A 14,152-nucleotide genomic window follows, 5' to 3' on the forward strand; every position below is an offset into this window, starting at 1 on the left:
ATGTACCTTTTTCCACGGGGCTTACCATGCACGTACTGGTCTGCGAAGACGATGAGTTGATCGCCAGCGGGATCGTCGCCGGCCTCACGGCCCAGGGCCTGACCGTCGAGCACGTCGCCACGGCGTCGGCGGCGCGGGCGATGGTCGGCGTGGCCGAGTTCGATGTCATGGTGCTGGACTTGGGGCTGCCCGATGAGGACGGCCTTAAACTGCTCAAGCAATTGCGCCAGCAAGGTCTGGAGATTCCGGTGCTGATCCTCACCGCCCGGGACTCGGTGACCGATCGGGTCGATGGCTTGCAGGCTGGCGCCGATGACTATTTGCTCAAACCGTTCGACCTGCGCGAACTGGCAGCGCGCCTGCACACGTTGTTGCGGCGCGTGGCGGGACGCAGCGTCAATCTGATTGAACACGGCCGCCTGACGTACGACCCCAGCAGCCGGGAAACCACCCTGGATGGCCAGCCGGTGGACTTATCCCGTCGAGAGCAGTCACTGCTGCAAGCGCTGCTGCACAACCGCGGCAGGGTGCTGTCCACCGAGCAACTCAAGGACAGCGTCTACGGGTTCAATGACGAGCTGGAAAGCAATGCCCTCAACGTCCATATCCATCACCTGCGGCGCAAACTCGGCAACGGGATTGTCGAGACAGTGCGCGGGCTGGGGTATCGCCTGGGGCCGGCCGACGGGGAATCCTCCAAGTGATGAGCCTGCGACTGCGCCTGAGCCTGACACTCGGCGCGGCCTTCGCCCTGATCTGGGCCCTGGCCGCGGCGTGGATGCTCAGCGACCTGCGCAACCAGATGATGTTCTCCCTCGACCAGCGCCTGGTGGCCTCGGCGCGGATGGTCGCCGGCCTGCTGGAACAGCTGCCGCCGTTGTCCAGCAAGGGTGACGGCACGCATTTGAGCGCTGAGCAATTGAGCATTCCGGGCGGCATGGCCTGCCAGGTCAGCTCCTTGCGCGGGGAGATCCTGGCCCGCAGCCACAGCACCCCGGAACAGGCCCTGGAAGCCGAGAAAGTGGGCTTCCACGACCAGATGATCGACGGCGCGCCCTGGCGAAGCTTCACCCTGGCCCGGGGCGATTTGCGCATTACCACCGCCGATCGCCAGATCGAGCGCGAAGCCTTGAATATGTCGGTGCTGCTGGCGGCCTCGGTGCCGGTGGGCGTGGCGTTGCTTGGTTGCCTGTGCCTGTTGTGGCTGGGCATCGGCCAGGGCCTGGCGCCACTCAATCGCATGCGCGATGCGCTGATGCGGCGCAACGCCGACTCTCTGGAACCCTTACAGATTCACCCGCTGCCCAGTGAGCTGCGGCCATTGCTGGAAACCCAGAACCAGCTGTTCCAGCGCATCGGCAAGACCATCGAGCGCGAGCGACGGCTGACCGGCGATGCCGCCCACGAACTGCGCAGCCCCCTGACGGCCATCAAGACTCACCTGCAAGTGGCGCGCATGACCGAAGGCGTTGCTCGCGACCAATCCCTGGCCCGGGCCGAGGAGGGCGCCGACCGGTTGCACCGTACGCTCGAACAGTTGCTGCTGTTGGCTCGGGTCGAAGGCAGCCTGTCGTTCGACGACGGCGTGCAGTGCAACGCCGAGCAGGTCGCCCGACTGGCGATCCAGGACGCAGCCAGCGGCGATCCACAGCGGATCAAGCTGCAGGTATCCCGGGGTTTGTCCGACGCACCGGTGCAGATGCCGGCGGTGCTCTCCATCGCCGCATTGCGCAATTTGCTGGATAACGCCCTGCGCCATACCCCGCACGATACCCATGTGGAGCTGAGCCTGGAAATGATCGGCCAGCGAGTGCGTTTCCAGGTCCGTGACCACGGCCCCGGCATTGCCGCCGACGATCTCCCGCACCTGACCCAGCGCTTCTGGCGCAACGGCCAGAGCACCGGCTGCGGGCTGGGGTTGGCGATCGTCCAGGCCATCGTCCAGCGTTGCGGCTGCAGCCTGCATTTCGACAGCCGTGCGGACGGGCTGCGGGTCGAATTGACGATGCCGGTGAAGGCCCGCTAGCGGGCGGCTGTAAGCTTGAAGCTTGAAGCTACAACTTCCCATTGGCGCACCCACCTCATCCGGGTCTATGTTTTTTCAGCTCGACTCAACGGACTGAGGAACACAGCGCCATGGAAGCTCTCATCGAAATCAGCACAGCCATGCCCAGCGATGCCGGCATCATCAGCCGCATCGCCGAGCGCTCCATTCGGGTCGGTTGTGCCGCCGAACACCGTAACGACCCGCGCATCGTGGCAGCCTGGACCCGCAACAACACCCTCGCCCAGATACAGCCCTGGCTGGCCAGCCCACGGTTACGCCTGACCCTGGCGCGTTTGCAGGGACGGCCGGTCGGAGCCGCCATGGCTTCGGTCAATGGCCGGATCGCGTTCTGCTACGTGCAGCCGGAATGGTTTCGCCGCGGTGCCGGGCAGGCGCTGGTGCGGGACATCGAGGCGTGGTTACGCAGCCGCGGGGTGGTCCAGGTGCGCCTCAACAGCACGCGCGCACCAGCCATGCGTTCTATCGGCAGCTGGGGTTCGAGCAAAGCGCCGAGGCCTTCGTCATCGGCGGCGTCACCGCCATTGCGATGCACAAGCCACTGGTCGAGCCCGCGAGGAAAGTTTGGCCCGAGAGTAAATCCTTGTCTCGCTGATGCGTTTCCACAACAGGAAACCTGCACGTGCGCCCCGACCGGATGCGCACCTGCCCGGTGTGTCATTTGGGTCACTACTTCAGCGTATTGCGGGGTCGAGAAATGTCAGTCGCCAACAGCTTTATCGAAGCACAGCCGGTGCGGGTCAGCTCTGCGCCGGTCGAGACGCTCTACCAGTTCAATGAATCGCCGCTGCTGGCCCGCCAGAGCCGGCAGGAATCCAACGCCCGCAGCTATCCGCGGCGCATTCCCCTGGCCCTCAAGCGTGCCAAGGGGCTGTATGTGGAAGACGTTGAAGGTCGCACTTTCATCGACTGCCTGGCCGGTGCTGGCACGCTGGCGCTTGGGCATAACCACCCGGTGGTTATCGATGCAATCCAGCAAGTGCTGGCCGATGAGCTGCCGTTGCATACCCTGGACCTGACCACGCCGGTCAAGGACCGCTTCGTCCAGGACTTGTTCGGCCTGTTGCCGACGGAGCTGGCCGCCGAGGCGAAGATCCAGTTCTGCGGCCCCACGGGTACCGATGCGGTGGAAGCAGCGCTCAAGCTGGTGCGCACCGCCACCGGCCGCAGCACCGTGCTGTCGTTCCAGGGCGGTTATCACGGCATGAGCCAGGGGGCGTTGAGCCTGATGGGTAGCCTGGGGCCGAAGAAGCCCTTTGGCGCCTTGCTCAGCAACGGCGTGCAATTCATGCCATACCCCTATGATTACCGCTGCCCATTCGGGCTGGGCGGTGCGGAGGGGGTGAAGGCCAATCTGCATTATCTGGAGAACTTGCTAAACGATCCCGAGGCCGGCGTGCAATTGCCGGCGGCGGTGATCGTCGAGGTGGTGCAGGGCGAGGGCGGGGTCATACCGGCCGATCTTGATTGGTTGCGCGGTTTGCGGCGGATCACCGAGCAGGCTGGCGTGGCGCTGATCGTCGACGAAATCCAGAGCGGCTTTGGTCGCACCGGCAAAATGTTCGCGTTCGAGCATGCCGGGATCATTCCAGACGTGGTTGTTTTGTCCAAGGCCATCGGTGGCAGCCTGCCGCTGGCGGTTGTGGTCTATCGCGACTGGCTCGACACCTGGTTGCCGGGTGCCCATGCCGGGACCTTCCGTGGCAATCAAATGGCCATGGCCGCCGGCTCTGCGGTAATGCGCTATCTGGTGGAGCACAATCTGCCGGCCCATGCCGCCGCCATGGGCGAGCGTTTGAGCAAGCACCTGCACATCCTGCAGCGGGACTTCCCGCAGTTGGGCGACATCCGCGGTCGTGGGTTGATGCTCGGCATCGAACTGGTGGACCCGACCGGTACGCTGGACACCCTGGGGCATCCGCCGGTAAACGCACGGCTGGCACCACGGCTGCAGCGTGAGTGCCTCAAGCGTGGGCTGATCCTGGAGTTGGGTGGCCGGCAGGGTGGCGTGGTGCGCTTCCTGCCGCCGCTGATCATTACAGCGGCAGAAATCGACCGGGTCGCCGAGATTTTCGGTCGCGCCTTGCAGAGTGCCGTCGCCGAGTCCTAATTTCTAAGTGTAGAACTTAGCGCGTCCCGTCGTTGTGGGAGCGGGCTTGCGCGCGAAGGCGATCTGTCTGTCAATCAAGTATTGACTGACACATCGCCTTCGCGAGCAAGCCCGCAATTGTTTCGCCTTCAACGCTGCTCCACCAGACAATCAATCAATGCCCGTGCCGCCGCCGGTAGTTGCCGGTGGGGCGGGTAGATCACTGAAAACGGTCGGCTGCGCCCGCCAAATTCTTCCAGCACTTCCACCAACTCCCCGCGCTCGATTCGCTCTCGGACGATGAAGTCATAAGTCTGGCAAATTCCCAGCCCGGCCTGGGCCAGGGACACGACGCCCAGCACATCGTCGGACACCTGAACATTGGCCACAGGCAACCATTCCCGATCTTCACTGTTCTCGCGAAACAGCCAGGGCGCGATGCGTCCACTGCTGGGCATCACAAAGGGCAGGCACGCGTGGGCGGCCAGCTCGTTGAAGTGCATGGGCATACCGGCGCGACCCAGGTAGTGCGGCGCGGCCACCAGGCAGAGGCGGGCATCTTCAAGCTTGCGACCGACCAGGCCGCTGTCTGGCAACTGACCGAGACGGATCGCCAGGTCATACCCCTCAGCTACTAAATCGACATTGCGATTGGTGATGCTCAGCTCGACCTGCACTTGCGGGCAGGCCTGGGCGAAGCGTGACAGTAGCGGTGGCAGGCGGTAATGGCCATAGGTGGTCGGCACACTCAGGCGCACGCGACCGGTCAAGACACCGTCCTGGCCCTGGATCCGGCGCTCGGCGTCGTCGATCAGGGCAAACGCCGAGCGCGATTGTTCCAGGTACACGGTGCCGGCATCGGTCAGGTTCAGCCGCCGAGTGGTGCGCCGCAACAGTTGCACCCCGAGCCGGGCTTCAAGACGTGAGATGGCCCGGCTCAGGACCGAAGGCGTGGTGCCCAGCGCCACGGCCCCAGCGCTGAGGGTGCCTTTTTCGACGACAGTGACGAAAGCTTCCACGTCGGCCAGGTAATCGAATCGACGGGGCATTATTACCTCCAGAGGCCAAGTGATGTTCTTGCGGGCGAGTTTATCGCCGATAACGGTATCAATACAGTGAGCGCATCTTCTACCCAAGCCTCTTGGAGTCATCATGAAAAAGCTCACTACCCTGGCAATGTCTGTGGCACTGGCGGCCACCAGCATCGCGGCCCATGCCGACAATGTGCTGGTGGTCCTGTCGGACGCCGATCACTTGGACCTGCAAGACGGCAAGGTCTTCTCCACCGGGTTCTACCTCAATGAACTGCTGCAACCGGTCAAGCTGTTACTGGACGCCGGTCACCAGGTGACGTTCGCCACCCCTGAGGGCAAGGCGCCAACGCTGGACCGGTCCTCGGTGGACAAGATGTATTTCAACAATGACGAGGCCGAGCTTGAGCGCTATCAGGCGTTGCTGGCGCAGCTGAAAATCACGTCGGTCAAGGATTCACCGGTGGTCAGCCTGGCCCGTGTCGAGCAGATTGGCCTGGAACAGTTCGATGCCCTGTACATCCCCGGCGGCCATGCGCCGATGCAGGATTTGCTCACCAGCGCCCCATTGGGTCGGGTGCTGACGCACTTCCACGCTAAAGGCAAAACCACAGCGTTGGTCTGCCACGGGCCGATCGCGTTGCTGTCGACCCTGCCCGATGCCCAGGGCTTCGTCGGCCAGTTGGCGGCCAAGGGACAGGCGCCGGCCAAGGCCGACTGGATTTACGCCGGTTATAAAATGACAGTAATCAGTAATCAGGAAGAAGAACTGGCCAAAGGGCTGTTGGGCGGCGGCGCGATGAAATTCTACCCGCAAACCGCGCTGGCGCTGGCGGGCGATACAGCAGCAACACCGCGCCTTGGACATCACATGTGGTGATGGATCGGGAGTTGATCACTGGCCAGAACCCGGCATCGGCACAGGAAGTGGGGCGAGAGCTGGTCAAGCGGCTGGGCAATAAGGGCGCTTAAGCTTCAATCAGAAACACCACCATCCCCTTGTGGGAGCGGGCTCGCTCCCACAGGTTTTGTGGTTGGCCACTACCTCACTTGAACCGCCGCTCCACCCCTTTCTCCACCAGAATCTTCGCCGAAATCTCTTCCACGGAAAAATGCGTGGAGTTGATGTGGGGAATATTCTCCCGCCGGAACAGGTTTTCCACCTCGCGCACTTCGAATTCGCACTGGGCGTAGCTCGAATAACGGCTGTTGGGCTTGCGCTCGTTGCGGATCGCGGTGAGGCGGTCCGGGTCGATGGTCAGCCCGAACAGCTTGTGATGGTGGGCGCGCAGGGCGCTGGGCAGTTGCAGGCGTTCCATGTCGTCTTCGGTCAGCGGGTAATTGGCCGCGCGGATGCCGAATTGCATGGCCATGTACAGGCAGGTCGGCGTCTTGCCGCAGCGCGACACACCCACCAGAATCAGGTCGGCCTTGTCGTAATAGTGCGTGCGGGCGCCGTCATCGTTGTCCAGCGCGAAGTTGACCGCCTCGATCCGCTCCATGTAATTGGAGTTGTGGCCTATGGAGTGGGATTTGCCGACCGAGTAGGAAGAATGCTCGCTCAACTCCTGTTCCAGGGGCGCCAGGAAGGTGGAAAAAATGTCGATCATGAAACCATTGGACGTCGCGAGAATCTCACGGATGTCCTGATTGACGATGGTATCGAAGATAATCGGACGGAAACCGTCGGTTTCGGCGGCTTTATTGATTTGCTGTACCATGGCCCGCGCCTTGTCGATGTTGTCGATGTACGGGCGTGTCATTTTTGTGAAGGTTATGTTTTCAAACTGTGCCAACAGGCTTTGGCCCAGGGTTTCGGCCGTGATGCCGGTGCCGTCGGAGATAAAGAAAGCAGATCGTTTCATTTGCGCCTTGGGCCTTAAGCTAGTGACGATTCTTGGTTATGATAGGCGCGATTTGCTGGCCGCCAGTGGCTCGCATTCTCACTTATTTTCCAGGTCCAGGCCATATCGCCGGCAATCGCTCCCCTGGAGCCGTCGGTGCCCTGAGCTTTTCCAACACAGTTAGTGGAGAGATCACCTTGGTAGAGTACGTAGTTTCCCTCGATAAGCTCGGCGTCCATGATGTAGAGCATGTGGGGGGCAAGAACGCATCCCTCGGCGAGATGATCAGTAACCTCGCCGGTGCCGGTGTATCGGTGCCAGGTGGCTTCGCCACGACAGCTCAGGCTTATCGTGATTTCCTGGACCTGAGTGGCTTGAACCAGCAGATCCACGATGCGCTCGATGCCCTGGACGTCGATGACGTCAATGCCCTGGCCAAGACCGGTGCCCAGATCCGTCAATGGATCATGGACGCCGAATTCCCCGAGAAGCTCAACGCCGAAATCCGCACCGCCTTCGCCAAGCTGTCCGAGGGTAATCCCGACGTCGCCGTTGCCGTGCGTTCCTCGGCGACCGCCGAAGACCTGCCAGACGCCTCCTTCGCTGGCCAGCAGGAAACCTTCCTGAACATCCGTGGTGTGGAAAACGTTATCCGTGCCGCCAAGGAAGTTTTTGCTTCCCTCTTCAACGACCGGGCCATTTCCTACCGCGTGCACCAGGGCTTCGACCACAAGCTGGTTGCCCTGTCTGCCGGTGTGCAGCGTATGGTCCGCTCCGAAACCGGCACCGCTGGCGTGATGTTCACCCTCGATACTGAGTCGGGTTTCCGTGACGTGGTGTTCATCACCGGCGCCTATGGCCTGGGTGAAACCGTGGTCCAGGGCGCCGTGAACCCGGACGAGTTCTACGTCCATAAAGGTACGCTGGAAGCCGGCCGTCCGGCCATTCTGCGCCGCAATCTGGGCAGCAAGGCCATCAAGATGATTTACGGCGACGAAGCCAAGGCCGGTCGTTCGGTGAAAACCGTCGATGTGGACAAGGCTGAGCGCGCGCGTTTCTGCCTGAGCGACGCCGAAGTCAGTGAGCTGGCCAAGCAGGCGATGATCATCGAGAAGCACTACAAGTGCCCGATGGACATCGAATGGGCCAAGGACGGTGACGACGGCAAGCTGTACATCGTGCAGGCCCGTCCGGAAACCGTGAAGAGCCGCACCCAGGCCAACGTCATGGAGCGCTACCTGCTCAAGGAAACCGGCACCGTGCTGGTGGAAGGCCGTGCCATCGGCCAGCGCATTGGCGCTGGCAAGGTGCGGATCATCAAGGACGTCTCGGAGATGGACAAGGTCCAGGCCGGCGACGTGCTGGTTTCCGACATGACCGACCCAGACTGGGAGCCGGTGATGAAACGCGCCAGCGCCATCGTCACCAACCGTGGCGGGCGCACGTGCCACGCGGCAATCATCGCCCGTGAGCTGGGTATCCCGGCAGTGGTTGGTTGCGGCAACGCCACCCAACTGCTCAAGGACGGCCAGGGCGTGACCGTTTCCTGCGCCGAGGGCGATACTGGCTACATCTTCGAGGGCGAGCTGGGCTTCGATATCAAGAAGAATTCCGTGGACGCCATGCCGGACCTGCCGTTCAAGATCATGATGAACGTTGGCAACCCGGACCGTGCCTTTGACTTCGCGCAGTTGCCGAACGCCGGTGTGGGCCTGGCCCGCCTGGAGTTCATCATCAACCGCATGATCGGCGTGCACCCCAAGGCGTTGCTGAACTACGACGGCCTGCCGTCGGAGATCAAGGACAGCGTCGACAAGCGCATTGCCGGCTACAACGATCCCGTCGGTTTCTACGTCGAGAAACTGGTGGAAGGCATCAGCACCCTGGCGGCAGCGTTCTGGCCGAAGAAAGTCATCGTGCGCCTGTCGGACTTCAAGTCCAACGAATACGCCAACCTGATCGGTGGCAAGCTCTACGAGCCGGAAGAAGAAAACCCGATGCTGGGCTTCCGGGGTGCTTCTCGCTACATCAGCGAATCGTTCCGTGACTGTTTCGAGCTCGAGTGCCGCGCCCTCAAGCGCGTGCGTAACGAAATGGGCCTGACCAACGTCGAGATCATGGTGCCGTTCGTGCGTACCCTGGGTGAAGCGAGCCAGGTCGTCGATCTGCTGGCGGAGAACGGCCTGACCCGTGGTGAAAACGGCCTGCGCGTGATCATGATGTGCGAGCTGCCGTCCAACGCGATCCTGGCTGAAGAATTCCTTGAGTTCTTCGACGGCTTCTCCATCGGTTCCAACGACCTGACCCAGCTGACCCTGGGCCTGGACCGTGACTCCGGGATCATCGCGCACCTGTTCGACGAGCGGAACCCCGCGGTCAAGAAGCTGCTGGCCAACGCCATTGCTGCCTGCAACAAGGCCGGCAAGTACATCGGCATCTGCGGTCAGGGCCCTTCGGACCACCCGGACCTGGCCAAATGGCTGATGGAACAGGGTATCGAAAGCGTTTCGTTGAACCCGGACTCCGTACTGGAAACCTGGTTCTTCCTGGCTGAAGGTCAGGCTGCGGTCTGATTGAGTGAGGGGGTCTCACCGGTAATGTCAGCCGGGTAATTCCTTGTGGGAGCGAGCAGGCTCGCTCCCACAGCCGCCCTTTTTTGTGCAAGAACATTATGCAAAGCAGCAGCAACCTTTTTCCTGTCGCCTTGATCAGCGCCGAGCGGCGTGGTGATCTGAGCGAAGACGTCTATCGTCTGAAACCCGGCAACAGTCCGGATTACAGCGTTGAACTGGCCGTCACCCGGTTAGGCATGGCCGACGGCAGTGATGCCCGCGGCGTTCCCGTAATCCTGTTGCACGGCAGCTTTTCCAACCGACGCTTCTGGTATTCGCCCAAGGGCCTGGGCCTGGGGGCGTACCTGGCACGCCTGGGGTTCGATGTCTGGATCCCCGAGATGCGTGGGCATGGGCTGTCCCAGCGCAATCAGGGTTACCGCAACAACCGCGTGGCCGACTACGCGCGTTACGACCTGCCAGCCATTGGCGCCTTCGTGCGTGAGCAGAGCGGGCAGGTACCGCACTGGATCGGCCATTCCCTGGGTGGCATCACCCTGGCGGCAGCGTTGGGCGGCCACTACCTGGGCGAGCCGGCGGTGGCTTCGGCGGCGTTTTTTGGCACCCAGGTCAGCCGCACCTACTGGCCGCTGAAAATTCCACCGGTGGAGTGGAGCGGACGACTCATCCTCAAGCGGTTTGCCCAGTTGTCCGGTTCAAGGCTCAGGCGCGGCCCGGAGGACGAGCCCATCGGCCTGGCCCTGGAGAGCATGCGTTGGTATGGCCTGTTCGGGCGTTTTGGTGATGCCGAGAAGAACTGGTGGGCTGGCCTTGCCGATGTGCAACTGCCGGTGCTGGCGGTGAGTGCCGCGGGCGACCATCAGGACCCCACCTGGGCCTGTCGAAAACTTTTCGACCAGATCGGTTCCGAGCACAAGCAGTTTGTCTGCCTGGGCCGGGCGCAGGGCTTCACTGACGATTTCGGTCACGTCGAAATGCTGGTCAGCAAAGCCGCCCATGCTCAAGTGTGGCCGTTGGTGGCTAGCTGGCTGGCGGATCAGCATGCACCGTTGCTGGCAGATCAACCCAGGCTGGCCGAAGTGGTTTGAAGCGAAGGCTCTGACAAGGGCATTTCGCTCTGGTTGGCTTGCGGCTAAGATATGACGCGTTCCGCTGCTCCGGTCACAAACGGTTGTTCATTCAGTCTGACGTTCCAGCCTCTACAGGAGTTGTTCGATGAACCATTACCTTACGCCCGATCTGTGCGATGCCTACCCGCAATTGGTGCAGGTGTTGGAGCCGATGTTCAGCAATTTCGGCGGCCGCGATTCCTTCGGCGGCGAAATCGTGACCATCAAATGTTTCGAGGACAACTCGCGGGTCAAGGAGCAGGTTGAACTCAAGGGCAACGGCAAGGTGTTGGTGGTCGACGGCGGCGGCTCTCTGCGTCGGGCACTGCTGGGCGACATGCTGGCCGAAAAAGCGGCAAAAAATGGCTGGGAAGGGTTGGTGATCTACGGTTGCATCCGCGATGTCGACATCATTGCCCAGACGGACCTCGGGGTGCAGGCCCTGGCCAGCCATCCGATGAAAACCGACCGGCGCGGCATCGGCGAACTCAATGTGGCGGTGACTTTTGCCGGTGTGACGTTTCGTCCGGGCGAATATGTCTATGCGGACAACAACGGCGTAATCGTCTCGCCCAGCCCGCTGAAAATGCCTGAATGAAGCGTCGCAGTTATAAGGTATGAGGATGTTTGAGGAAGAAAACGCGCAATGGGGGCTGGTGCATGCCCTTGTGTTGGATGGTAAAGGCGGCGCGCGTTCGATAGCCCGGACCGAACTCGACGATTTGCAGTTGCAGGCGCACGAAAGCCTGTGGCTGCACTGGGATCGCAGTCATCCGCAAACCCAAACCTGGTTGCGCAAGTCCAGCGGCCTGAGCGAATTCAACTGCGACCTGCTGCTCGAAGAGAACACCCGACCACGCCTTTTGCCACTGCCAAACGCCGAGCTGCTGTTGTTTCTCAGGGGGATCAATCTCAACCCGGGTGCCGAGCCGGAAGACATGGTTTCGGTGCGTATTTTTGCTTCCGCCCAGCGGGTGATCTCGCTGCGGCTGCGCCCGTTGCGCGCCACCGATGAACTGCTGGAGCACCTGGCCGAGGGCAAGGGGCCGAAAACCGCGTCAGAACTCATCCTTTATATGGCGCAATACCTGACCAACAAAGTACAGGAACTGGTCACCTGCCTCTCGGAAATCGTCGATGGCGAGGAAGAAAAGATCGATACCGACGAACGGTATACCCCCGAGCACGATGCCATTTTGCATATCCGTCGAAGGGCGGCTGGACTGAAGCGGTTCCTGGCGCCACAGCGGGATATCTTCGGGCAGATGACGCGGTTCAAATTGCCTTGGTTTGTCGACGATGACGGCGACTACTGGAACGAATTGAACAACAGCCTGACCCGCTATCTCGAAGAGCTGGAATTGACCAGAGAGCGCGTGGGGCTTGTGCTGGAGGCCGAGGACCGGCGTCTTTCGGTGCGTATGAACCGCACCATGTACCGCTTCGGCATCATCACCGGGATTTTCCTGCCGATGAGTTTTCTCACGGGGCTCCTGGGCATCAATGTTGGCGGCATTCCGTTTTCCGCAAGCCCGTACGGCTTCCTGGTCGCCTGCCTGTTGATGGTCTGCGTGGCCCTCGGTCAGTGGTGGTTATTCCGTCGTTTGCGCTGGGTGTGATGGGGTTTCATGTGACCCGACGAAATTTGATCACGTCTTCCACAGACATCACGAGAGGTGCGTATGCACGATCCGTTTGAACAGTCTTTGCGCGACATGCTCAAGGCTTCGCCGTCCAGCCGGGACGACGATGCATGCCTGGGACGTGTACTGAAAACCGCCAACCGCCAGGTCGGCGCCGGCGATCTGTTCAGCCTGCTGGGCCGTTGGTTGCCCGCGCTGATGATCGCCTTGAATAACGGCTCGGCCCACGTCTCGCCGGTTTCGCGTCGTAAACCTGTTACTCGCACCGCTGATAAGGCTGATTGAATATGGAACTTGATCTCTGGACCCAGAGCCTCGTCACGGCAATGACTGCGTTGTGGACCAAAGTAGCTAACTTCATCCCGAACCTTTTCGGCGCGCTGGTGGTGCTGTTATTGGGTTTTGTCGTGGCCAAGCTGTTGGACACGCTGCTCTCCAAACTGCTCGCCAAACTGGGGCTCGATCGCCTGATGGGCGGCACCGGCCTGACCAAACTGTTGTCCCGTGGCGGTATCCAGGTGCCGATTTCGACCCTGGTCGGCAAGATCGTCTACTGGTTCGTGCTGCTTATTTTCCTGGTTTCTGCGGCTGAATCCCTGGGGCTTGAGCGAGTTTCAGCTACGCTCGATATGCTTGCACTGTATTTGCCGAAGGTTTTTGGTGCTGCGCTGGTGTTGCTGGTCGGCGTTCTGCTGGCGCAACTGGCCAACGGGCTGGTGCGCGGTGCAGCCGAAGGCGTAGGGCTCGATTACGCCCAGGGTTTGGGTCGAATCGCCCAAGGCCTGGTCATTATCATCAGTATTTCGGTCGCGATCAGCCAGTTGGAGGTCAAGACTGACCTGCTCAACCATGTGATTGTGATCGTATTGATTACCGTTGGTCTGGCGGTTGCGCTGGCCATGGGGTTGGGAAGCCGGGAAATTGCCGGTCAGATTCTTGCGGGAATCTATGTGCGTGAGTTGTATGAGGTTGGGCAACAAGTGCGTGTTGGCGAGGTCGAAGGCCAGATTGAAGAGATTGGCACGGTGAAGACCACATTGCTGACCGATGAGGGTGAGTTGGTGTCGCTCTCCAATCGGATCTTGCTGGAAGAGCATGTGAGTAGCCGCTAACCCGGCAAACCCTGCTAATGTATGCCGCCGCAAAATGCCCGTTACCACAGGCTGCGGCGCACATTGACCTAGACTGTCGGCCCGACTTGTTTTGAACAAACCCCAATCGCTATCCACGCGCTACGACCCCCGTGATCTCTCCGATGAGGAGTTGGTCGCGCGCGCGCACACGGAGCTGTTTCACGTAACGCGCGCTTACGAAGAACTGATGCGCCGTTACCAGAGAACATTATTTAACGTTTGTGCACGATATCTTGGGAACGATCGCGATGCTGACGATGTCTGTCAGGAGGTGATGCTGAAGGTGCTGTACGGCCTGAAGAACTTCGAGGGGAAATCGAAGTTCAAGACATGGCTCTATAGCATCACGTACAACGAATGCATCACGCAGTATCGTAAGGAACGGCGAAAGCGTCGCTTGATGGACGCTTTGAGCTTGGACCCTCTCGAGGAAGCGTCAGAAGAAAAGGCGCCCAAACCCGAGGAAAAGGGTGGACTCGATCGCTGGCTGGTCTATGTAAACCCGATCGATCGGGAGATTCTGGTGCTACGATTTGTCGCAGAGCTGGAATTCCAGGAGATCGCAGACATAATGCACATGGGTTTGAGCGCGACTAAAATGCGTTACAAGCGCGCTCTTGACAAATTGCGTGAGAAATTTGCAGGCATTGCTGAAACTTAGTTCG

Annotated in this window: 12 protein-coding genes and 2 pseudogenes; 12 read left to right on the forward strand and 2 right to left on the reverse strand. The window is 60.9% G+C overall.

Translation table 11 applies throughout. The features are described 5' to 3' along the window. The first annotated feature begins 26 nt into the window (after positions 1–26). The 4 genes and pseudogenes from ACA047_RS09805 (at position 27) to ACA047_RS09820 (ending at position 4,175) form a co-directional block, all read left to right on the forward strand. Positions 27–704 carry a response regulator gene (locus ACA047_RS09805; protein WP_497358809.1) on the forward strand — a complete coding sequence of 226 codons (678 nt, stop codon included), beginning with the start codon at positions 27–29 and terminating at the stop codon, positions 702–704. Then, on the forward strand, positions 701–2,026 hold the full coding sequence (locus ACA047_RS09810; RefSeq protein WP_497358811.1) for an ATP-binding protein: 1,326 nt from the start codon (positions 701–703) through the stop codon (positions 2,024–2,026). The genes ACA047_RS09805 and ACA047_RS09810 overlap by 4 nt, the downstream gene beginning before the upstream one ends. A gap of 110 nt (positions 2,027–2,136) precedes the next feature. Next, positions 2,137–2,660, forward strand: a pseudogene (locus tag ACA047_RS09815) (GNAT family N-acetyltransferase). A 102-nt stretch (positions 2,661–2,762) separates the two neighbouring features. After that, positions 2,763–4,175: an aspartate aminotransferase family protein gene (locus tag ACA047_RS09820; protein ID WP_497360291.1), complete on the forward strand. Its 1,413-nt coding sequence runs from the start codon at positions 2,763–2,765 to the stop codon at positions 4,173–4,175. A gap of 128 nt (positions 4,176–4,303) precedes the next feature. Here the strand turns inward: ACA047_RS09820 and ACA047_RS09825 are convergent, their stop codons facing one another. Continuing rightward, complete coding sequence (locus ACA047_RS09825; protein ID WP_497358813.1) at positions 4,304–5,203, reverse strand: LysR family transcriptional regulator; 900 nt, start codon at positions 5,201–5,203, stop codon at positions 4,304–4,306. Between the two features lie 103 nt (positions 5,204–5,306). On the opposite strand from ACA047_RS09825, the pseudogene ACA047_RS09830 reads away from it, so the two are divergent. Further along, positions 5,307–6,157 (forward strand): annotated as a pseudogene (locus tag ACA047_RS09830) (type 1 glutamine amidotransferase domain-containing protein). 74 nt (positions 6,158–6,231) lie between these two features. Here the strand turns inward: ACA047_RS09830 and ppsR are convergent. Further along, positions 6,232–7,050, reverse strand: coding sequence for a posphoenolpyruvate synthetase regulatory kinase/phosphorylase PpsR (gene ppsR, locus ACA047_RS09835; protein ID WP_497358815.1), 819 nt, complete (start codon positions 7,048–7,050; stop codon positions 6,232–6,234). A gap of 176 nt (positions 7,051–7,226) precedes the next feature. Here ppsR and ppsA point away from each other — a divergent pair, with 176 nt between their 5' ends. The 7 genes from ppsA (at position 7,227) to sigX (ending at position 14,148) form a co-directional block, all read left to right on the forward strand. After that, complete coding sequence (ppsA, locus tag ACA047_RS09840) at positions 7,227–9,602, forward strand: phosphoenolpyruvate synthase (protein WP_497358817.1); 2,376 nt, start codon at positions 7,227–7,229, stop codon at positions 9,600–9,602. Positions 9,603–9,700: 98 nt separating this feature from the next. Further along, on the forward strand, positions 9,701–10,690 hold the full coding sequence (locus ACA047_RS09845; protein WP_497358819.1) for an alpha/beta fold hydrolase: 990 nt from the start codon (positions 9,701–9,703) through the stop codon (positions 10,688–10,690). A 127-nt stretch (positions 10,691–10,817) separates the two neighbouring features. Further along, positions 10,818–11,309 carry a ribonuclease E activity regulator RraA gene (gene rraA, locus ACA047_RS09850; RefSeq protein WP_497358821.1) on the forward strand — a complete coding sequence of 164 codons (492 nt, stop codon included), beginning with the start codon at positions 10,818–10,820 and terminating at the stop codon, positions 11,307–11,309. 25 nt (positions 11,310–11,334) lie between these two features. Continuing rightward, positions 11,335–12,330: a divalent cation transporter CmaX gene (cmaX, locus tag ACA047_RS09855; RefSeq protein WP_497358823.1), complete on the forward strand. Its 996-nt coding sequence runs from the start codon at positions 11,335–11,337 to the stop codon at positions 12,328–12,330. 63 nt (positions 12,331–12,393) lie between these two features. Then, positions 12,394–12,639 (forward strand): hypothetical protein, encoded by a 246-nt coding sequence (locus ACA047_RS09860; RefSeq protein ID WP_014337331.1) that lies wholly within the window; start codon positions 12,394–12,396, stop codon positions 12,637–12,639. A 2-nt stretch (positions 12,640–12,641) separates the two neighbouring features. Further along, positions 12,642–13,466, forward strand: coding sequence for a mechanosensitive ion channel family protein (locus ACA047_RS09865; protein ID WP_497358825.1), 825 nt, complete (start codon positions 12,642–12,644; stop codon positions 13,464–13,466). A 91-nt stretch (positions 13,467–13,557) separates the two neighbouring features. Beyond that, positions 13,558–14,148: an RNA polymerase sigma factor SigX gene (gene sigX / locus ACA047_RS09870; protein WP_025212681.1), complete on the forward strand. Its 591-nt coding sequence runs from the start codon at positions 13,558–13,560 to the stop codon at positions 14,146–14,148. Positions 14,149–14,152: the final 4 nt, after the last annotated feature.

It is taken from the genome of Pseudomonas sp. LBUM1664, from assembly GCF_059695895.1.